The sequence below is a fragment of the Novosphingobium sp. RL4 genome, from assembly GCF_035658495.1.
Lineage (GTDB): Bacteria > Pseudomonadota > Alphaproteobacteria > Sphingomonadales > Sphingomonadaceae > Novosphingobium.
Genome location: NZ_CP141945.1, coordinates 1,414,633 through 1,433,984, shown reverse-complemented (window position 1 = coordinate 1,433,984; position 19,352 = coordinate 1,414,633). Strand labels below are relative to the sequence as shown.

Sequence of the window (19,352 nt, the reverse complement as noted above, 5' to 3'; positions counted from 1 at the left end):
ATCCATGCTCGGACCGCGTAAATCGATAGAAAAACTCTCACAACGCGACTCCGGGCATTCCCTGGCCAAGACCCTGAGCTGGCCTCACCTGATCGCCCTTGGCGTCGGCGCCATCGTCGGCACCGGCATCTACACCCTGACCGGCGTCGGCGCGGAGCGCGCGGGACCGGCCGTGATCCTCGCCTTCGCGATCGCCGGCGCGGTCTGCGCCTGCGCCGCGCTTGCCTATGCGGAAATGGCGACGATGATCCCGGCCGCCGGCAGCGCCTACACCTTCTCCTATGCCGCCATGGGCGAAACCATCGCCTGGATCGTCGGCTGGAGCCTGATTCTCGAATATTCGCTGGCCTGCTCCACCGTCGCGGTCGGCTGGTCCGGATATCTGGTCGGCTGGATCCAGTCGGCGGGCATCCATCTGCCCCACGCGCTGCTGGTCGGCCCGCACGGCGGCGGCATCGTCAACCTGCCTGCCGTGCTGGTGGCGCTGGCCGTCATGGGCATGCTGATCGCCGGCACCCGCGAAAGCGCCACGCTCAACATCGTGCTGGTCATCATCAAGCTCGTCGCGCTCACGATCTTCGTCGTCATGGCGCTGCCCGCCTTCCAGGGCGGCAACCTTGAACCCTTCATGCCCTACGGCTTCGGCAGCACCGAAGTGGAAGGGCAGAAGCGCGGGGTCATGGCCGCCGCCGCCATCGTGTTCTTCGCCTTCTACGGCTTCGACGCAGTCGCCACTTCGGCCGAGGAAGCCAAGAACCCCGGCCGCGACCTTACCATCGGCATCATCGGCTCGATGGTCGTCTGCACCGCGATCTACATGGCCGTTGCGATTACCGCGATCGGCGCCCTGCCCTTCCAGCAGCTTGCCAACTCGCCCGAACCGCTCGCCCTCGTGCTGCGCCAGCTCGGCCAGCCGGTTGCCGCGCACCTGATCGCCTTTGCCGCCGTGCTCGCCCTGCCTTCCGTCATCCTCGTGATGATGTACGGCCAGAGCCGCGTGTTCTTCGTCATGGCCCGCGACGGCCTGCTGCCGCGCAGCCTCGCCAAGATCAGCCCGCGCACCGGCGCCCCCACCCGCATCACGCTGATGACCGGCATCTCGATCGCGGTCGTCGCCGGTATCTTCCGTCTCGACGAGATCGCGGAACTCGCCAATGCCGGCACCCTGATCGCCTTCATCTCGGTCGGCGCGTGCCTGATGATCCTGCGCCGCCGTGCGCCGGACCTGAAGCGCCTGTTCCGCTGCCCGCAGCCTTACGTTGTCGGTACGCTGACGATCCTGGGCTGCGCCTATCTGCTGTTCAGCCTGCCCGAGAGCACACTGGTCCGCTTCGGCGCCTGGAACGTGATCGGCCTCCTCGTCTACTTCCTCTACGGCCGCAGCCGCAGCGAAGCCGGACGCGAGGCAGCGGCGGCAGTGGCCTGACACGGCCGCGCTGCCGCTCCCTTCACCCGTAACGATACCGATCCCAAGGAGATCGCGATGAAACGCGCCCTCGTGCTGGCTGCCGCCCTGCTTGGCACCGCCCTTTCGCCTGCTGCGCCTGCCCTTGCCAAGACCGCCTACGACGGCGTCTGGCTGTTCGACGACACCCCGCCCACGCCGGGCGTGACGATGATGGAAGTCACCTCGAAGGGCGGCAAGATCGCCGGCACCGTAACCACCAAATGGTACGGCCCGGTCGAGATGATGAACCCGCGCGTCGAGAACGGCGAACTGAAGTTCGAGGCCCGCAACCTCAACGACAAGGAGCACCTTACCCGCCCGTGGAGCGTCGCGCTTGAAGGCGGGCAGGCCCATCTCAAGGGCAGGATCTGGGAATCCGAGGTCGACAGCAAGGGTTACAAGGGCAAGGCGAAGGACGCCAGGGCGCGCGCCTTCCAGTTCGCCGCACTGCCCCCGCTCGGCACGCCGATCCCCAACAGGCTGGCCGCCACCCCGCCGATGGGCTGGAGCAGCTGGAACAAGTTCGCCGAGCACATCGATGACAAGACCGTGCGCGCGCAGGCCGATGCCATGGTCTCTACCGGCCTTCGCGATGCCGGCTACCTCTACATCAACATCGACGATGGCTGGCAGGGCAAGCGCGACGCCAATGGCGTGCTACAGCCCAACGAGAAGTTTCCGGACATGAAGGCGCTGACCGACTATGTCCATTCCAGGGGGCTGAAGATCGGCATCTACTCCTCGCAGGGGCCGCGCACTTGCGCCGGCTACGAAGGCAGCTACGGCCACGTCGCGCAGGATGCGAAGACTTATGCCGAATGGGGCTTCGACTACCTGAAGTACGACCTGTGCTCGGGCGAGTGGTTCTATGCCGATGCCGATACCGTGAAGCGCAGCTACTACGAAATGGGCGCCGCCCTTCAGGCGACGGGGCGCGAGTTCATCTTCTCGCTCTGCGAATATGGCCGCTTCGACGTGGGAAGCTGGGGCCGCGACGTCGGCGGCCAGCTGTGGCGCACGACCGGCGACATCACCGACGACTATCCGACAATGGCCAAAATCGGCTTCGACAAAAACGGCAAACCCGATTGGGCCGGGCCGCATGGCTGGAACGATCCGGACATGCTCGAAGTCGGCAACGGCGGGATGAGCGCGGACGAATACCGCACGCACATGACGCTCTGGGCCATGTCCGCCGCGCCGCTGATGATGGGCCATGACTTGCGCGAAACCAGTGCCGAAACGCTGGCGATGCTGACCAACAGGCGCGTCATCGCCGTAGATCAGGATGCCAGGGGCGTCCAGGGCAAGGCCGTGCGCAAGGCGGGCTCGATGGAAGTCTGGGCCAAGCCGCTGGCAGACGGCCGCGTTGCCCTGGCCCTGTTCAACCGCGGCGAGACCGCGGCCTCGCTCTCGCTGACACCTGCCGATGCCGGTCTGGCCGCAATCTCGCAGGTCGAAGACCTGTGGACCGGGGTCAAGGCCGCGAAACTGCCCGCAAGCTACACGGTCCCCGCTCGCGGTGCGGTGATGCTCACCGTCGGGGGCTGATCCCCGACATCCTGCCGGCACGCGCAAAGTCCCACCCTGGGCGCTTGTCGGCAGACCTGCCGCCGGAAGCCGGTTCGGCATCCGGCGGCATTCGCCGCTTGCACGATCCCTTCACCTCGATTTGCGCTTTGTTATTGCGAGGCATTCGCACTTGCGATAATGGCAGCGGCACAGGGGGCCGGGACTCGATTCCGCATCGCTTTTGCGCGACTCCCGTAGACCAAGGGAAACGTGCAAGTTGGGCGGTAACGGCGAAAGTCTCGATGTGCTTGATGGGGCGGACCGTGCACCGCCTGCTGCGCGGACAGAACCGCCTGCAGATCCCGGGCAAACCGTGCGTCCTGCCGCCGCCCGCCGCGCTCCCGCGAAGAAGAAGAACAAGAAGGCCCGCGCCTTCTGGCTCAAGCAGCTTCACACCTGGCACTGGGTGAGCGCCGCGGTTTCGCTTGCGGGAATGTTCCTGTTCGCCATCACCGGCATCACGCTCAACCATGCGGCATCGATCAGCGCGGAACCCAAGGTGGTACAGAGCGAAGGCAAGATCGCGCCCGGCCTCCTGCGTAGCCTGCCCCCCGCCGGAGACGGCACCGCGCCGCTTCCCGCCAATGTCGCCAGGGCAGTGGCCGCCGCCGTTCCCCTCGATCCCGCCGGTTTCCCGGCGGACTGGTCCGCCGAGGACGAGGTCTATGTCGCCATGCCCGGCCCGGGCCGCGACGCATGGGTCAGCATCGACCGTTCCAACGGCGCGATTTCCGCCGAAGTGACCAATCGCGGCACGGTTTCCTACCTCAACGACCTGCACAAGGGCCGCAACACCGGCTCGGTGTGGTTCTGGTTCATCGATCTCTTCGCGGCGGCCTGCGTCGTGTTCACGGTGACCGGCCTGTTCCTCCTCCAGCTTCACGCCAGACATCGGCCCTCGACCTGGCCGCTGGTCGGGCTGAGCCTGCTGATCCCGCTCGCGATCGCCCTGATATTCATCCACTGAGACAAGAAGGCACCGATGACGACATCGAAGGTACTGCCAGCGCTTCCACTTCTGGCCCCGGCGCTCGTCGCCGGGACCATCGCCACCCCGGCTGCCGCGGCGACCGTGAGCGTGACGATCCCGCGCATCAACGTCGCGGAATACCATCGTCCCTACGTCGTCGGCTGGCTCGAACCAGCCGCCGGCGGCCCGGCCCGCACCGTTTTCGTGTGGTACGACGTCAAGAAGGCCGGCCGCGAGCCCGGCACGAAGTGGCTGGCGGACCTGCGCACATGGTGGCGCAAGGGCGGCCGTTCGCTCAACCTGCCCGCAGACGGCCTGAGCGGCGCCACCCGCGCGCCCGGCACCTACCAGATCCCCCTGCCCGCCAATCTTCCGGCGGGACAGTATGTCTTCAAAGTGGAAGCCGCGCGTGAAACCGGCGGGCGCGAACTCGTCTCGGTTCCGGTCACCGTTCCCGTCAAGAAGGCCGGCTCGGCATCGGGCAGTTCCGAACTGGGTGCGATCACCATCCGCTGATCTCGAATTCTCGAACATTCACGATTTTTCAAGGACATGACATGCGCTACAGCCATATCCTGATCGCCTCGGCCGCCGTGGCCGCCGCTCTTGCCTCGCCCGCTTCGGCGCACCGCCAGTGGCTCCTGCCGTCCACCACCACACTCGCCGGCACCAGCGAATACGTGACCGTCGATGCGGCGGTATCGAACGATCTGTTCTATCCCGACCATTTCCCGATGAGCCCCGAACAGGTCACCGTCTGGGCTCCTGACGGCAGCGAAGGCAAGATCGAGAACCCGGCCACCGGCCGTTACCGCGCGACGTTCGACGTCAAGATCGACAAGCCCGGCACCTGGAAGATCGGCACCCAGCGCTCGGCGATCATGGGCAGCTTCAAGGTGAACGGCGAAGACTGGCGCCTGGGCGGACGCGGCCGCCCGATGGGCGCCGGCGGTCCCGGTGCAGGCGGCCCCGGTGCGGGTGGTCCCGGTGCGGGTGGTCCCGGTGCGGGTGGTCCCGGAGGGGCGCCCGGCGCCGGCGGCGCGCCGGTGCGCAGTGTCGCAACCGTGGCGGACATTCCGGCCAATGCCACCGACGTGAAGCTGACCGAATCGATTTCCGGCAACTACATCTACGTGACCGCCGATGCGCCGACGAAGACCGTCTTCACGCCCACCGGCAAGGGCCTGGAAATCGATCCGATCACGCACCCGGACGAGCTGGTGTCCAACGAAGAGGGGCAGTTCCGCTTCCTGATCGACGGCAAGCCCGCCGCCGGCGTCAAGGTTACCGTGGTCCCCGGCAGCAAGAAGTACCGCGAGGCCGAACAGGCCCAGGAACTGACGACCGGCGCCGACGGCGTGCTCCACGTCAAGTGGCCGGTCGCCGGAATGTACTGGATCAACGCCAGCGCCAGCGACAACAAGCCCAGCGAAAAGCGCGCCACCGAGCGCCGCATGAGCTACACCGCCACCGTCGAAGTGGTCGCGCCCTGAACGGCACCTAAAGCGACCTGAACGACACCAAGCCTCCCTTGGCCTCCCCCTTGCGACTGGCCGTGCCGCTCGACATCGATCCGGGCGTCCTTGCCGACTGGCGACAGGACGCCCCGGTCATCGACCTCGGCGGGGAGACCATGGGAACAACCTGGCGCCTCCGCCTGGCGGCGCCCGAAAACTTCGACCGGACCGCGATCGTCGAGGCGATCGAGGCCCGGCTCGAGGATATTCTTGCCCAGATGAGTCACTGGCGGGCGGACTCGGTGCTCGGCCGGTTCAATCGCGCTGCGGCGGGAACGTGGATCTCGCTGCCGCCCGCCTTTGCCGGTGTCATGACCGCGGGGTTTGCCATCGCCGAAGTGACCGATGCCGCCTTCGATCCCGCGATCGGTGCCATCGTCGATCTTTGGGGTTACGGCCCCGTCCCGGTCGCGGCACCGCCGAGTGCGGACGCGCTTGCCGGGGCCCGTGCGGTTTCCGGCTGGCGGAAGCTGACCTTCGATGCCGACAGCCACCGCCTGCTCCAGCCCGGCGGCCTGCGGCTGGACCTTTCCGGCATCGCCAAGGGCCATGCCGTCGATGCCCTTGCCGCGCTGCTGCGCGAAAGGGGCTGCAACCATTTCCTTGTCGAGATCGGCGGTGAGCTCGTCGGTTCGGGGATGAAGCCGGACGGCGATCCCTGGTGGGTCGATCTCGAAACGCCGACCTGCGATATTCCGCCCTTACGCATCGCCCTGCACCAGCTCGCCGTGGCGACCTCGGGAGACTATGTGCGCGGCCGCCACACCATCGACCCGCGCAGCGCCCTGCCCGTGGAACATGCCATGGCCGTCAGCGTGGTCCATCGCAGCGCCATGCTGGCCGATGCCTGGGCCACTGCGCTCTGTGTCGAGCCGCCCGAGGCCATGCGCGAACGGGCCACCCGCGAGAATCTGGCGGTTCGGGCGCTGTGCCGCGCGGGAGACCAAGGCGAGGGCCGGATCGAGGAGTGGATCAGCCCCGCCCTTGCGGCCCTCCTCGTCGCGCCCTGACCGGCCTTACCCGCCCCTTCGAGAACCCCCGCCCCGACGATTTTGCAACATAAGCGTTACACTTGTAACAAAGTATATTGCGAATGCGAATGACTCTCATTATCGGAGCCGCCAAGGGAATTCCAAACATGAGGGGAATTATGTCTTCCAAGCCTTCGTCCTCGGCTGCGCGCCGCACGTTCCTTGCGCTTTCCTGCATCGCGCCCGTGTTCAGCGTTGCCCCCGCCCATGCCCAGCAGTCCGACGGCCAGCGCGTGCTCGGCGGCGTCACCGTCAGCGATTCCGCGATTGACGAGCAGCCCGGCCGCAAGCTCGAATCCCCCAAGCGCACCCGCCCCGTGCTCGATACGCCGCAGACCATCACCGTGCTTTCCAGCGAAGTGATCGAGCAGCAGAACCTGCTGACCCTGCGCGACGTGCTCTCCACCGTCCCCGGCATCACTTTCGGCGCGGGCGAAGCGGGCACCGGCCCCGGCGACAACATCACCTTCCGCGGCTACAGCGCCGCGAACGACATCACCATCGACGGCGTGCGCGACAGCGCGCAAGTGACGCGCACCGATCCGTTCAACCTTGAGCAGATCGAAGTCACCAACGGCGCGAACTCGGTGGTTTCCGGCGCCGGTTCGACCGGCGGCAACATCAACATCGTCAGCAAGCGCCCCAAGGCCGATGATGCCTATGTCGCCACGGCCGGCGTCGGCACCGACAATTATTACCGCGCCACCGTTGATCTCAACAAGCGCGTGAACGACCTCGTCGCCTTCCGCCTCAACGGCATGTGGCACCGCAACGACGTGCCCGGCCGCGACGTGGAAGACTACAAGCGCTGGGGCGTGGCGCCCTCCGTCACCATCGGCATCGACAGCCCGACCAGCCTGACGCTCCAGTACTTCCACCAGGAGGACGACAACGTCCCGCAGTACGGCGTGCCCTATTACAGCGGCACCGTGCCCGGCGTTCACCGCAGCGACTACTTCGGCTATCGCAACGTCGACAAGCAACGCATCAACATCGACCAGATGACCGCGATCTTCGATCATGCGTTCAGCGACACGGTCTCGATCCGCAATCTCGCCCGCTGGCAGGATTCGCGCCAGCTTACCGTGGTCAATCCGCCGCAGGGGACCTACTGCCTGACCACCGGCGTGACGCCAACCGGCGGCAGCTGCGGCACTGTGCCGGCCGGTTACTATCAGCCTTCAGGCCCCCGCGGCACCACGCGCGACATCCGCAACCAGCTGCTGTTCGACCAGTTCGACATCAAGGCCGTGTTCAACACCGGCGCGATCGAGCACACCATCGATCTGGGCGGCTCGGCCACCTGGGAAAAGTATGACCTGAACAACGGCAACTCGCTGCGCAATGCCGATGGCACTTCGGTCACGCTTCCGCTCATCAACATCGACAACCCGAACGATGTCGTGACCGGTCCGACCGGGTTCACGTACGGCAGCAACCTCTACACCGGCCCGGTCAACTTCATCCGCACCGGCCACACGCTGGGCGAGCAGACCAACGTGGCCGCCTACCTGTTCGACACGATGAAGCTGGGCAAGCTGGAACTCAGCGCCGGCGCCCGTATCGAGCGCAACGTCGGCACGACCCGCGCCGACACCATCGCCGCCTCCACCACGTCCACCGTGACGCAGGGCCAGGTCACGCCGGGCACCGAGACGCGCAGTGCCGACACGCTGTTCTCCTACCGCGTCGGCCTGAACTACAAGCCGGTCGAGGCGGTCAGCCTCTATGCGGCCTATGGCAATTCGCGCACGCCCTCCAAGAATTCGGTCAACGGTTCCTGCACCACGGCGGGCGAGAACGGCGCCACCACCTCGACCTGCAACGTGAACCCGGAAAGCGCCCAGAACTACGAGATCGGCGCCAAGGCCGAACTGTTCGACGGCGGCCTGCTGCTGACGGCGGCGGCATTCCGCAACGAGCGCGACAAGTACGCCGTGATCTCGGGCGATCCCGCCGTTCCCAACCAGCAGCTCGACGGCAAGTCGCGGGTGGACGGCATCGCGCTGGGGGCCAGCGGCAAGATCACGCCCGACTGGTCGATCACGACCAATTACACCTACCTCAAGAGCAAGCTGCTCCAGTCGGTGTCGGACTACTGCCTTGCCAACCCCGGCGCCGTCACCGGCACGCGCACCTGCACCAACACTCCCACCAACCCCAATCCGGGTGCCGGCCAGTACCTGACCCAGACCCCGAAGCATTCGGCCAGCCTGTTCACGACCTACCGCCTGCCGTTCGGCCTGACGCTGGGCTACGGCTTCACCTATCAGGGCAAGTTCCTGCTTTCCGCCGCCGTTCCCGCCACCGCGACAGCAGCCGCCGTCAAGGCGATCTCCTCGGACGACTACCTGATCCACCAGGGCTTCCTGTCCTATGACTTCAGCCCCAACCTCTCGGCGCAGCTCAACGTCAAGAACATCGGCAACAAGCTCTACTACCAGCGCATCCGCAACAACGGCTGGGCCACACCGGGCGATGCCCGCTCGGCGGTCCTGACCCTCACCGCGAAGATGTAAGCGGGAAAACCTCTCCCAACGGCCGGCGGGCGCGCATCAGGGCGCCCGCCGGTTTCTCTTTTTGATGCGCGTCCCGGTTTCTCTTTTTGATGCGCGTCCCGGTTTCTCTTTTTGATGCGAGTCATTGTCAGGAGCGCCGTCCTCGGCAAGAAGAGCGCCCATGGTCATCGAAATTCCCGAACTTTTCTCCGCCGACGAAGTGCGCGCATTCCGAGAGGCGCTGGAAGGCGCCGACTGGGCGGACGGCCGCGCCACCGCCGGTCATCGCGCCGCGCAGGTCAAGGACAACGAGCAGCTTCCGCTGGGCCATCCGCTGGCGCAGCAGCTTGCGGACCGCGTGCTGGCCCGCCTCATGCAGACGCCGCTGTTCATCGCCGCCGCCCTGCCGAGCCGCGTGCTCCAGCCCCGCTTCAGCCGCTACGACGGGCGCGGCCACTACGGCAACCACGTCGACAACGCGATCTTCCCGATCCCCGGCACCGGCGAACACTTGCGCAGCGACATCTCCAGCACCCTGTTCCTCAGCGATCCCGACGAATACGACGGCGGCGAACTGGTGATCGAGGACATGTTCGGCAGCCACACCGTCAAGCTTCCCGCCGGGCATCTGGTGGTCTATCCCGGCAGCAGCCTCCACCGCGTGGAGCCGGTGACACGCGGCACGCGCTTCGTCTCGTTCTTCTGGACCCAGAGCTTCGTCGCCGCGCCCGAACGCCGCCGCCTGCTGCTCGAACTCGACGGCGCGATACAGGGCATCGCGGGCGACCATCCCGAACATGGCTCGATCGACACGCTCACGCAGGTCTACCACAACCTGCTGCGCCAGTGGTCGGTGACGTGAGCGACGCGCCGCTTCCCGCGCTGACGCAGATCCCGCCCGACCTGCGCAGCCTTGCCGATTACGAACGCCGCGCCCCCGCCCATCTTTCCGCCGAGGCGTGGCATCATATCGAGGAAGGTTCGGGCACCGGACAGACCCTGCGCGCCAACCGCGAGGCCTTCTCGCGCCGGGCCCTGCTTCCGCGCGCCATGGCCGACCTGCGCGGCGGCGGCACCGCCATCGACCTGTTCGGCCGCAACCACGCAGCGCCGCTGATGATGGCCCCGGTGGCCTACCAGCGCCTTGCCCATCCCGACGGCGAACTCGCGGTGGTGCGCGCCGCCACCGCGCTAGATACCGGCACGATCGTCAGCACCCTGTCCAGCGTGCCGCTGGAGGAGATCGCCGAAGCCGCCCGCTCCTTTGCCCGCGAACTGGGCCGGCAAGCCGCGCCGCTCTGGTTCCAGCTCTATCTCCAGCCGGACCGCGAACACAGCCTCGCCCTCGTCCGCCGCGCCGAGGCGGCGGGATACGAGGCGATCGTGCTCACCATCGATGCCGCCATCAAGCTTTCGGGGATGACCCTGCCGCCCGGCGTCTCGGCGGCGAACCTCGCAGGGATGCCGCTGCCACGGCAGACCGCAACGCTGGGCGGGCGCATCCTGTTCGGCACCCCGCTCGCCGATACCGCGCCGCGCTGGGAAGACCTCGCCTGGCTGCGGGAGGCCACCTCGCTTCCCGTGCTGGTCAAGGGCATGGTGCTGGGAGAGGACGCCGCCCGCGCGGTGGACATGGGCGCAGACGGGCTCATCGTCTCCAACCATGGCGGCCGCGTGCTTGACGGGCTGCCCAGCGTGCTCGACGTGATCGAGGATGTGGCAGGGGCAACCGGGGGCCGCGTGCCCCTGCTGGCGGACGGCGGCTTCCGCTCCGGCACCGACATGGTCAAGGCGCTGGCGCTGGGTGCACGCGCGGTGCTGCTCGGCCGCCCGCAGCTTCATGCCCTCGCCGTGGCGGGGATGCCGGGCGTCGCCCATGCGATTCACCTGCTGCGCACCGAACTCGAAGCGGCGATGGCCCAGCTCGGCTGCGCCACAGTGGCCGAAGTGACGCGCGAACGGGTGACCGGCACGCGCTAGGGCATGCAGGCGGGCCAACTGCTCATCTTCTGTAAATCTCTGGAATTGCATCGCCGGCGCGCCGCCCGGTTCTTCGGCGCGACAATGGTGCGAAGCTGTCACCAATTAATACAAATTGCGACGCCCCAAAAAGCGCGAAGTTTGTCATGGCGATGGCAAAACAAGATGAGGGAATTTCGAAGTGGTGCGATTTCGTTTCGGCCTGATGGCGTCGGCTGCCCTGTTCGCGTGGCCCGGTGCTTCCGCTTATGCCCAGTCAGGCTCCACCGGGGCCACCACGTCCACGCAATCCACGCCCGAGGAACCCGGCGAGGAGAACGAGATCGTCGTCTCGGGCCAGAAGCCGCGCGGCTCGGTAATCGGCGACATCGCCCCCGAAGTGACCTTCGATGCCGGCGACGTGCGCGCCCTTGGCGTTTCCAGCGTCACCGAACTGCTTGAGGAACTCGCCCCGCAAACCGAAAGCGCGGGCGGCGGTTCGCCCGTCGTCCTGCTCGAAGGACGCCGCATCGCCAGCTTCCGTGAAGTCGGCACGATCCCCACCGAAGCGATCCAGCGGGTCGAGATCCTGCCCGAGGAAGTCGCCCTCAAGTATGGCTATGCCGCCACGCAAAAGGTCGTCAACATCGTGCTGCGCCAGCGGTTCCGCGCCTATACCCTCGAAGGCGGCGCCAAGCTCGGCACCCAGGGGGACGGGCTGAGCGTCAATCCCAAGGCGGACTTCCTCGCGATCCGCCGGGGCGAGCGGCTCAACCTCGACGTGAACTACTCGCAGGCCAATTCCATCACCGAGGCCCAGCGCGGCCTTGCCACCAGCGGCGGCGACGGCCGCAATCGCACGCTGCGCCCGGAAACGCAGGCCTTCACGCTCACCGGCACCTGGGCCAAGCCGCTCTCCCACGTCTGGCTGGCCACGGTGAACGGCGAGCTGACCACGACCGACAGCCGCGCCCTGCGCGGCAGCGCCCTGTCCTCGGTGACGATCCCGGGCGGCACGCCTTACGCCAGCGGGGCCGAGGACGAGACGTTCCTGCCCACCGTGGACGGCCTCTCGCCGCTGACCAACACCAACAGCAAGCAGACCGGCCACCTCGGGCTGACGCTCAACGGCACCACGCAGAAGTGGCAGTGGACGGTCACCGGCAATTACGACCGCACCGACACCCGTTCGATCCAGCAGCGCCCGCTCAACCTGGCCGACTATGCCGCCGCCGTGGCCGCCGGCGATCCGCTCGCCGATCCCTCCCTGTCGATCGCGAGCGAATTCCTCGATTTCCAGGCTCCCAACCAGACCCGCAACAGTACCGACAGCGTCGACCTGAACTTCGTGGCAACGACCACGCCGCTGCAGATGCCCGCCGGCGGGATCACCACGACCTTCAAGCTCGGCGGCACTTTCGACCGGTCCGACAGCACCGTGACCCGGCTCGGCATCGACCGCGACACCGGCGTCGACCGCGATCAGGGCGAGGCGTCGGTCAATATCGACATCCCGCTCAGCAGCCGGGGCGTGCCGCTGTTCCCCGGCGCCGGGCGCATGTCGATCAACGCCAACGCGGCGGTGCGCCAGATCGGCGACTTCGGCACCCTGCGCACGCTGGGGGGCGGCTTCAACTGGAGCCCGACCAACCGCTTCAGCCTGATCGCCGCCTACCGCGACGACCAGAGCGCGCCCAGCGCCGCACAGCTGGGCGACGCGGTGATCTCCACCGCCAACTTCGACCTGTTCGACTATACGACCGGCCAGTCGGTCCGCGTCACCGCGCTGACCGGCGGCAACCCCGACCTCGAAGGCTCGCGCCTGCGCAACTTGCGGCTTGGCGGCACGTTCCGGCTGAACGACCCGAACATCACCCTCAACCTCGATTACAACCGCACCTGGCAGCGTAACCAGGTCGTCGCCCTGCCCGGCGCGACGCCCGGCGTGGTCGCGGCCTTCCCCGAGCGCTTCACCCGCGATGCCGATGGCAATCTCGTCTCGATGGACCTGCGCCCGATCAACATCGCCAGCGAGGACAAGTCGCAGCTGCGCATGGGGATCACTTTCACCAAGACGCTCAAGACCCCGCAATCCCAGATCGACGCCATGCGCGAGAGCTTCCAACGCCGCTTCCCGAACGGGTTCCCCGGCAGGGACGGAATGGGCAGGGACGGGGCTGGCCGGGAAGGCGGCGAAGGCGGCCCGCCGCCGCAGGGCGAAGGCGAGAACGCCGCGGCCCAGCAGGGCGGCGCCGCCACCGGCACTGATGCCGGCACGCGCGGACCTGGCAGCACCGGGGGCGGCAGCGGCGGCAGCGGCGAGGGCGGCGGCGGCGGTGAAGGCGGCGGTCGCCCCGGCGGCGGCTTCGGCGGTCCGGGCGGAGGCGGCGGTCCGCGCGGCTTCGGCGGGCCCGGCGGCGGGCGCGGCGGACGCATGACGTTCTCGCTCTACCACACCTGGGTCTTCTCCGACCGCGTCGTGCTGCGCGATGGGCAGCCGGAGATCGATCTCCTCAACGGCGGCACCATCGGCGCCAGCAGCGGCGGCACGCCCCGCCACAAGCTGGAACTCCAGACCGGCTATTCGCAGAGCGGCCTCGGAATGCGCCTGACCGGAAGCTGGCAAAGCGGCACCACGGTGGACGGCGTGGACGGCTATGCGGCGACCAAGCTGCGCTTCGACGATTTCGCCAAGTTCGACTTGCGGCTCTTCGCCGATCTCGGCCAGCAACCCAAGCTGGTGGACAAGATCCCGTTCCTGCGCGGCGCGCGCGTGACGTTCTCGGTCTCCAACCTGCTCGACTCCCGCCAGAAGGTGCGCGACGGCAACGGCGACACGCCCTACGCCTATTCGCCCTATTACCTCGACCCGGTGGGCCGGGCGTTCCAGCTCACGTTCCGCAAGCTGTTCTTCACCGCGCCTCCGGGCGGCCAACGGCCTTCGGGCGGCTTCCGCCCCTGAGCGCGCCCGGCCCGGCAGGATCGCGGGGTTGGGCCGATAGCAGGACCGGGGCCGCGGGTAACGGCGGGGATGTGCCTGCCGTTACCCGGGCCGGTCAGTGCGGGCCGATCAGGCGCGGGCTCAGCCCGGCAAGCCGGCCCGTGCGCGCCCAGCGCCGGGACGACGGCTTCGGGGCTTTTATTTGCGAATGATTTGCATTAGCATAATGGTGCGACCTGGAGTGCCCCGTTATGTCCTTTCATTTTCCCGTTCCCGTGCCTTGCGCGTCCTGCTCCGGCAGTTCCGTTCCGGGCGATCCCGAGCCCCTGCAGGATTTCAAGCCCGCCTTTGCCCGCCGCACCCTTCCCGCCAGCGTGCTGGTCGACATCGCCCGGTGCTGGCGCAGTGCGCGCGAGGATGGCGAACATGCCCAGCCCAGCCTCGCCGCCCGGCTCGATCTGTTCGACTGCGCCATGCTCGCGCCGGTGATCGACAGTTTCTGCCTGCTCTTCGAAGCCGCGCTGGGCCGCCCGATGCGGCTGGGCCTTGCGCACCGCCTCTCATCCGACGAACGGCTGATGGTCAGCCTGCTCGAAGGGCCTGAACTTCGCCCCGTCACGCTCGCCTGCGCGGAGCCGCGCGGCACCCTGCTGGATGGCGCGATCCATTCCACGCGGCTGATGATCGCGCTCACGCTCATGCAGGCGCGCAAGGTGCGCGTGCGCTGATCCTCAGCCTCCGTCCGGCTCGCTGGGAAAGCGGGCTTCCGCCACGAAGGCGCTGACCGTCGCGGCGCGCTCGTCGCTGCGGATCGCCAGCGCCAGCGTCGCGGTCGGCATGTCGCCTTCGAGGTCGTGATAGGTCACGCCCCTGAACGAGGCGTCGCGCATGGAATGCGGCACCAGCGCCACTCCGAGTTCCGCCGCCACCAGTGCCAGCACGGACGCCACCTGCGGCGCGGACTGGCCGATCACCGGATCGAACCCGGCCCTTCGGCAGGCCTCCAGCGTGGCATCGAACAGCGTGGGACCAAGCGCGCGCGGCGTGAGGATGAACGGATCGAGCGCAAGCTGCTCCAGCCGGATCGGATCGCCATGCGGCATTCGCGAAGAGGCCAGCGCCGCGATCAGGGGTTCGTCGGCCAGATGGAACAGGCGCAGGCCGGTCTTGTCCACGGCATCGGGGCGCAGGAACGCCACGTCCAGCGAACCGTCCCCGAGCCCTTCCACCAGACCGTTGGAATTGTGCTCGGTCAGGCTCAGCTCCACCTCGGGAAAGCGCCGCCGATAGATGCGGATCGCCTGCGGCACGAGCGGGTTGAACGCCGCCGATCCGGTGAAGCCCACGCGAATCCGCCCCGTTTCCCCTGCCGCGGCCCGCTGCGCGGCGCTCACCGCTTCGGCAACGATGCCGGGAATCGCGCGAACCCGCTCCTCGAAGGCCCGCCCGGCCTCGGTCAGTTCGGCGCCTTGCGGAATGCGGTGGAACAGCGGAGTGCCCACTTCACGCTCCAGATCCTTGATCTGGTGGCTGAGCGGCGGCTGCCCGATGCCCAGGCGCTGCGCGGCGCGGGTAAAATGGCGCTCCTCGGCCACGGCGAGGAAGTAGCGAATATGCCGGAGTTCCACATCATACCTAAAACATATCAAGATCGCCATCATCATGAATTGGACAGATGACGATCACAAGCCCAATTCGGGCCCAGGAGATTTGATATGGCGACTCTGGCAATTGAGGAAACCGGCACGCAGGCCCGTGCCGACTGGTTCATGACTGACGAGCGGCAGGTGGAAACCCGCGCCGCGCCTGCGCTGGAACCCGTGGTGTTCCTGCCCGGCCTGCTGTGCGACCAGTCCCTCTGGAGCCGCCAGATCCGCAGCCTTGCCGATGTCGCCGCGCCGATGGTCGCCGACCTCACGCTGGACGACACGATCGGCGCCATGGCCGAACGCACGCTGGCCGCCGCGCCGCGCCGCTTCTCGCTGGTGAGCCTGTCGATGGGCGGCTATGTCGCGCTGGAAATCATGCGCCGCGCGCCGGAACGCGTGAGCCGCCTCGCGCTCATCAACTCCAGCGCCCGCAGCGACACGCCGGAACGCACCCTGCAACGCAAGGCGGGCATCGCCTCGCTCCAGCGCGGCAAGTTCCTTGGCGTCACCCGCAAACTGCTCGGCGATCTGGTCCATCCCGATCACACCGAAGGCCATGTCGCGGACGAGATGCGCGCCATGGCGTCACGCGTCGGCGGCGAGGCGTTCATCCGCCAGCAGCACGCGATCATGACCCGTCCCGATTCGCTCGAGGGCCTGAGCCGGATCAAGGTGCCGACGATGATCGTCGTCGGTGACGGCGACCGCATAACCCCGCCCGATCACGCCCGCGAAATCCACGAGCGGATCGCCACGTCCAGCTATCACGAGATCGGCTCTTGCGGGCACATGGCCGCGCTGGAGCATCCCGAGCAGACCAATTTCCTGCTGCGCGGCTGGCTGCAACGCGAAGCCGCCTGACCGGGAAAGGGCGTCCGCCCCGCTCCTTGCCGGGGCCGCCCGATCAGAACCTGCTGCGCAAATCGCCCTCGGTCAGGATGGCGATCGGCCGGCCTGCATCGCGCAGTTCCTGCGCCTTGCGGTGCTGGGGCGCGGCGCTGACCCAGCGGCCGTAGGGGTTCTTCGTGCTGACGACCAGCATCGTCGTGGTCATCCCCACCGAAGCCACCACGCGCCCGCCCGCCCGCGCCACGAACTGTGCCAGCGGGCCATCGCGCGGCTCTCCCAGAATGGCGACACGTTCGCCCGAGAGCGGACCGTCTGTGGCGGGCTGAGGCACCTCGATCTTCTTCCTGGCCGGGGCGGTCATCCACCCGTCGAGCCCGAGACCGGTATGTTCGATGGCACGGACGATCACCATGCCGGCCGCGCGCGCATCGCTCAGCGCGTCGTGATGGCGGTGCTCGATACCGAGGAAAGAGGTCAGGATATTGAGCCGGTGGCTGGGAAGCTCGGGCCAGGCCCGCTTGGCCACGCGCACGCTGTCGAGCCAGCGCGTCTCGATCTCCGGCAGTTCGCCGATCCGGCAGGCTGCGGCAAGCGCGCCCTTGTCGAAGTGGGAATGGGCAACGGTGATCCGCCCGGCCAGATGCCCGGTGACGGCGGCGTGAATATCGCCGAAGCAGGGATGGCCCACGACCTGCTCGGGCCTGATGCCATGGATGCCCACGTTGAACGGCGAGAATTCGTCGCGCGGGTCGACCAGCGTTTCGTAGGCGAAAGTCTCCCGCCCGTTTCGAAAGCCCACGATGCCGATCTGGCAGATACTGCTGACCCGCGAACAGGCGGTCTCCACGTCGACGACGACGAAATCGGGTTCGGTCTCGGTCTCGGGGCTGGCGGCGGGATTCGGCTGGCTGGTCATCACCCCCGCGCCTTAGCAGGCCGCTGCCCGCAGGGCGAGGCGGGTATCAGAGGCTGATCTGCGCCATGATCATGATGAAGAACAGCAGTAGCGCGGTGGAGGCGAACCAGCCCAGCAGCACCGTGCGCCAAATCGCGCCGAAGCGGCCCACCCCATAGGCGCCGCGCAGTTGTGCATACATATGGAACGGCGGCACGAAGAACAGCAAGCCTGCCACGAAGCCCGCCCCGGCTGCCTGAAGCGCCATGCCCAGGATCACCAGCAGGGTCATGAAGCAGAGCGAATAAGTCACGAAGACCGTGTGATCGTAGAGATGGAACCGGCGGCTGAAGGGGAACAGCAGCCACAGGAACGGAACCGAGATCGGGATCAGCGCCCAGCTGTACTTGTAGGCGTAAGTCTGGAGCTTGTAGGCCGCGAGTTCGGGGTTCTTGCGGAACTTGCCGATAGCCTTGTCGAGCGGGCGAATATCGCTGAAATGCTGTTCGCCGCCATTCCCCGCTACCGCCGCCCGCGTCTCCTTCAGCACTTCGAGCGCCTGGTGCTGCTCGTCGATCCGCCGCTCGACCTCGGCGGTATCGCTGCCTTGCGCGCGCAGCGTCCGGCGCTGTGCCTTCAGCCCGTCCAGCTTCTGCTGGCCGGCCGTCACCGCCGTCTCGAAGTCTCCGCTCTCGACAGGTGCGGCGGCGATGGTCTCGTGATCCTCCACCGCGTGGAACACCGCGAACATCAGGAACACGCTGAACAGGAACAGCGCGATCGGCGAGACATAGCTTGCTCGGCGGCCGTCGATATATTCGCGCGTCAGCCGGCCCGGACGGCGCAGCAGCATCGGCAGGGTCCGCCAGATCCGCCCCTCGAAATGGAACACGCCGTGCAGCAGGTCGTGGAAGAACGCGCCGAGGCTGCGGTGGACGTGGGCGGCCTGTCCGCAGGCATGGCAGTGCGAACCGATCAGCGCCGTGCCGCAATTGAGGCACGCGGTTTCATGCGTATGGCCGGTGTCGCCCGCGTCCCGGTGCGGCTCGGCCGCGTTCGCGATGAGGCCGCCCTGCCCGATTTCGGCCAGACTTTCGCTGATCTCGTTCATGCATTCCCCCTGAAGCGCGGGAAATCTACCCTTTTGCGCCGCCGCTGAACAGCGGTTCCGCAAGAACCCTCAGCCCGCGCGTTCGGCCAGCTTCGCCTCGATCGCGCCCCACAGGCGGGAGAACTGCTGCGCGGCGGGGCTTTGCGGTGCATGGACGCCCACCGGCTGGCGCTGCACGGCGCATTGTTCGACCGCGCTGGCATAGGGGATGGAGGGCCAGTTCGGGTTCGCCTCGCGCGCCTGCTTGTGCAGCGCGCGGCGCAAGTCGAGCATCGAGAGCACTGGCAGGATCGGCGGATGGCGGCGGGTATTGCCCGCGATCTCGCGCACTACCAGCTCGAAGGCCCGCGCCGAAAGCGGCGATGGCGGCAGCGGCACGATCACCAGGTCGGCCGCGCGCACGACCTGGGCCGAAAGTTCGTTCATGACCGGAGGACAATCGAGCACGATGCGCTCATAGTTTTCCGAAAGCTCCCCGGCGAGTTTCGCCAGCCGCTTGCGCTTGCCGATCCGCATGAGCTGGGCATCGAGCGCGCGAATGCTTTCATCGGCGGGGAGGACGTCTATGTTCTCCCACGCGGTATGCTGGATCAGCCGCGATGCCGGGCGATCGCGCGAAAATACCTCTTCGGCGAGACCCGAGCGTCCCGGCTCCAGCCCGTAGAGGAAGCCGGAGCCTCCCGCCGCATCGAGATCCCACAGCAGCGTGCGCCGCCCGGTCTGCGCCGCACACCAGGAGAGATTGGCCGCGAAAGTCGTCTTCCCGACCCCGCCCTTGACGCTGTAGATGGCGATCGTGGCGCCGGGCGCGCGTTCGTGCCGCGAACTCGCAACAACGGGCCGCGCCCCTTTCGGGGCCGGCCCGCCGGCAGCCCCGGCAATCCGGGGCAACTTGTGTTTCTTGCCAACCACC

At 67.5% G+C, this 19,352-nt stretch carries 16 protein-coding genes; 12 read left to right on the top strand and 4 right to left on the bottom strand.

The features are described 5' to 3' along the window. The first annotated feature begins 4 nt into the window (after positions 1 to 4). From U9J33_RS23290 to U9J33_RS23240, 11 genes are all read left to right on the top strand, one after another. Entirely contained in the window at positions 5 to 1,426 is a 1,422-nt protein-coding gene (locus U9J33_RS23290; protein WP_324699322.1) for an amino acid permease, read from the top strand. A 57-nt stretch (positions 1,427 to 1,483) separates the two neighbouring features. Continuing rightward, a complete protein-coding gene (locus U9J33_RS23285; protein ID WP_292636689.1) occupies positions 1,484 to 2,998 on the top strand; it encodes a glycoside hydrolase family 27 protein in 1,515 nt (504 codons plus the stop codon). Positions 2,999 to 3,332: 334 nt separating this feature from the next. Next, positions 3,333 to 3,986 carry a PepSY-associated TM helix domain-containing protein gene (locus U9J33_RS23280; RefSeq protein WP_324699321.1) on the top strand — a complete coding sequence of 218 codons (654 nt, stop codon included), beginning with the start codon at positions 3,333 to 3,335 and terminating at the stop codon, positions 3,984 to 3,986. Between the two features lie 15 nt (positions 3,987 to 4,001). After that, positions 4,002 to 4,505 (top strand): DUF2271 domain-containing protein, encoded by a 504-nt coding sequence (locus tag U9J33_RS23275; RefSeq protein ID WP_132469693.1) that lies wholly within the window; start codon positions 4,002 to 4,004, stop codon positions 4,503 to 4,505. 41 nt (positions 4,506 to 4,546) lie between these two features. Next, positions 4,547 to 5,482, top strand: a complete 936-nt coding sequence (locus U9J33_RS23270; RefSeq protein ID WP_324699318.1) for a DUF4198 domain-containing protein — start codon at positions 4,547 to 4,549, stop codon at positions 5,480 to 5,482. 50 nt (positions 5,483 to 5,532) lie between these two features. Beyond that, complete coding sequence (locus tag U9J33_RS23265; RefSeq protein ID WP_420719924.1) at positions 5,533 to 6,516, top strand: FAD:protein FMN transferase; 984 nt, start codon at positions 5,533 to 5,535, stop codon at positions 6,514 to 6,516. A gap of 128 nt (positions 6,517 to 6,644) precedes the next feature. Further along, positions 6,645 to 9,056, top strand: a complete 2,412-nt coding sequence (locus tag U9J33_RS23260) for a TonB-dependent receptor (protein ID WP_369818192.1) — start codon at positions 6,645 to 6,647, stop codon at positions 9,054 to 9,056. 160 nt (positions 9,057 to 9,216) lie between these two features. Beyond that, positions 9,217 to 9,897 (top strand): Fe2+-dependent dioxygenase, encoded by a 681-nt coding sequence (locus U9J33_RS23255; protein ID WP_054435928.1) that lies wholly within the window; start codon positions 9,217 to 9,219, stop codon positions 9,895 to 9,897. Continuing rightward, positions 9,894 to 11,015 carry an alpha-hydroxy acid oxidase gene (locus U9J33_RS23250; protein WP_324699316.1) on the top strand — a complete coding sequence of 374 codons (1,122 nt, stop codon included), beginning with the start codon at positions 9,894 to 9,896 and terminating at the stop codon, positions 11,013 to 11,015. The genes U9J33_RS23255 and U9J33_RS23250 overlap by 4 nt, the downstream gene beginning before the upstream one ends. Positions 11,016 to 11,196: 181 nt before the next feature. Continuing rightward, entirely contained in the window at positions 11,197 to 13,956 is a 2,760-nt protein-coding gene (locus U9J33_RS23245; RefSeq protein WP_324699314.1) for a TonB-dependent receptor, read from the top strand. A 230-nt stretch (positions 13,957 to 14,186) separates the two neighbouring features. Then, the gene (locus U9J33_RS23240) at positions 14,187 to 14,663 is read left to right on the top strand and encodes a hypothetical protein (RefSeq protein WP_054436236.1); all 477 of its coding nucleotides are present in this window, start codon (positions 14,187 to 14,189) and stop codon (positions 14,661 to 14,663) included. A gap of 3 nt (positions 14,664 to 14,666) precedes the next feature. Here the strand turns inward: U9J33_RS23240 and U9J33_RS23235 are convergent, their stop codons facing one another. Next, the gene (locus U9J33_RS23235; protein WP_054436237.1) at positions 14,667 to 15,563 is read right to left on the bottom strand and encodes a LysR family transcriptional regulator; all 897 of its coding nucleotides are present in this window, start codon (positions 15,561 to 15,563) and stop codon (positions 14,667 to 14,669) included. Between the two features lie 87 nt (positions 15,564 to 15,650). On the opposite strand from U9J33_RS23235, the gene U9J33_RS23230 reads away from it, so the two are divergent. Beyond that, the gene (locus U9J33_RS23230; protein WP_197282960.1) at positions 15,651 to 16,445 is read left to right on the top strand and encodes an alpha/beta fold hydrolase; all 795 of its coding nucleotides are present in this window, start codon (positions 15,651 to 15,653) and stop codon (positions 16,443 to 16,445) included. Positions 16,446 to 16,488: 43 nt separating this feature from the next. Here the strand turns inward: U9J33_RS23230 and U9J33_RS23225 are convergent, their stop codons facing one another. The 3 genes from U9J33_RS23225 to U9J33_RS23215 form a co-directional block, all read right to left on the bottom strand. Next, the gene (locus U9J33_RS23225) at positions 16,489 to 17,349 is read right to left on the bottom strand and encodes an exonuclease domain-containing protein (RefSeq protein WP_054436238.1); all 861 of its coding nucleotides are present in this window, start codon (positions 17,347 to 17,349) and stop codon (positions 16,489 to 16,491) included. Between the two features lie 46 nt (positions 17,350 to 17,395). Beyond that, positions 17,396 to 18,439 carry a DUF3667 domain-containing protein gene (locus U9J33_RS23220; RefSeq protein WP_324699311.1) on the bottom strand — a complete coding sequence of 348 codons (1,044 nt, stop codon included), beginning with the start codon at positions 18,437 to 18,439 and terminating at the stop codon, positions 17,396 to 17,398. 69 nt (positions 18,440 to 18,508) lie between these two features. After that, positions 18,509 to 19,351 carry a ParA family protein gene (locus tag U9J33_RS23215; RefSeq protein ID WP_185999441.1) on the bottom strand — a complete coding sequence of 281 codons (843 nt, stop codon included), beginning with the start codon at positions 19,349 to 19,351 and terminating at the stop codon, positions 18,509 to 18,511. Between the last annotated feature and the right edge of the window lies 1 nt (position 19,352).

Excerpts from the sequence above, each read along its gene's own strand:
- U9J33_RS23290 (WP_324699322.1), top strand. The coding sequence starts at position 5 with ATGCTCGGACCGCGTAAATCGATAGAAAAACTCTCACAACGCGACTCC.
- U9J33_RS23285 (WP_292636689.1), top strand. The coding sequence starts at position 1,484 with ATGAAACGCGCCCTCGTGCTGGCTGCCGCCCTGCTTGGCACCGCCCTT.
- U9J33_RS23275 (WP_132469693.1), top strand. The coding sequence starts at position 4,002 with ATGACGACATCGAAGGTACTGCCAGCGCTTCCACTTCTGGCCCCGGCG.
- U9J33_RS23270 (WP_324699318.1), top strand. The coding sequence starts at position 4,547 with ATGCGCTACAGCCATATCCTGATCGCCTCGGCCGCCGTGGCCGCCGCT.
- U9J33_RS23260 (WP_369818192.1), top strand. The coding sequence starts at position 6,645 with ATGAGGGGAATTATGTCTTCCAAGCCTTCGTCCTCGGCTGCGCGCCGC.
- U9J33_RS23255 (WP_054435928.1), top strand. The coding sequence starts at position 9,217 with ATGGTCATCGAAATTCCCGAACTTTTCTCCGCCGACGAAGTGCGCGCA.
- U9J33_RS23240 (WP_054436236.1), top strand. The coding sequence starts at position 14,187 with ATGTCCTTTCATTTTCCCGTTCCCGTGCCTTGCGCGTCCTGCTCCGGC.
- U9J33_RS23230 (WP_197282960.1), top strand. The coding sequence starts at position 15,651 with ATGGCGACTCTGGCAATTGAGGAAACCGGCACGCAGGCCCGTGCCGAC.
- U9J33_RS23225 (WP_054436238.1), bottom strand. The coding sequence starts at position 17,349 with ATGACCAGCCAGCCGAATCCCGCCGCCAGCCCCGAGACCGAGACCGAA.
- U9J33_RS23220 (WP_324699311.1), bottom strand. The coding sequence starts at position 18,439 with ATGAACGAGATCAGCGAAAGTCTGGCCGAAATCGGGCAGGGCGGCCTC.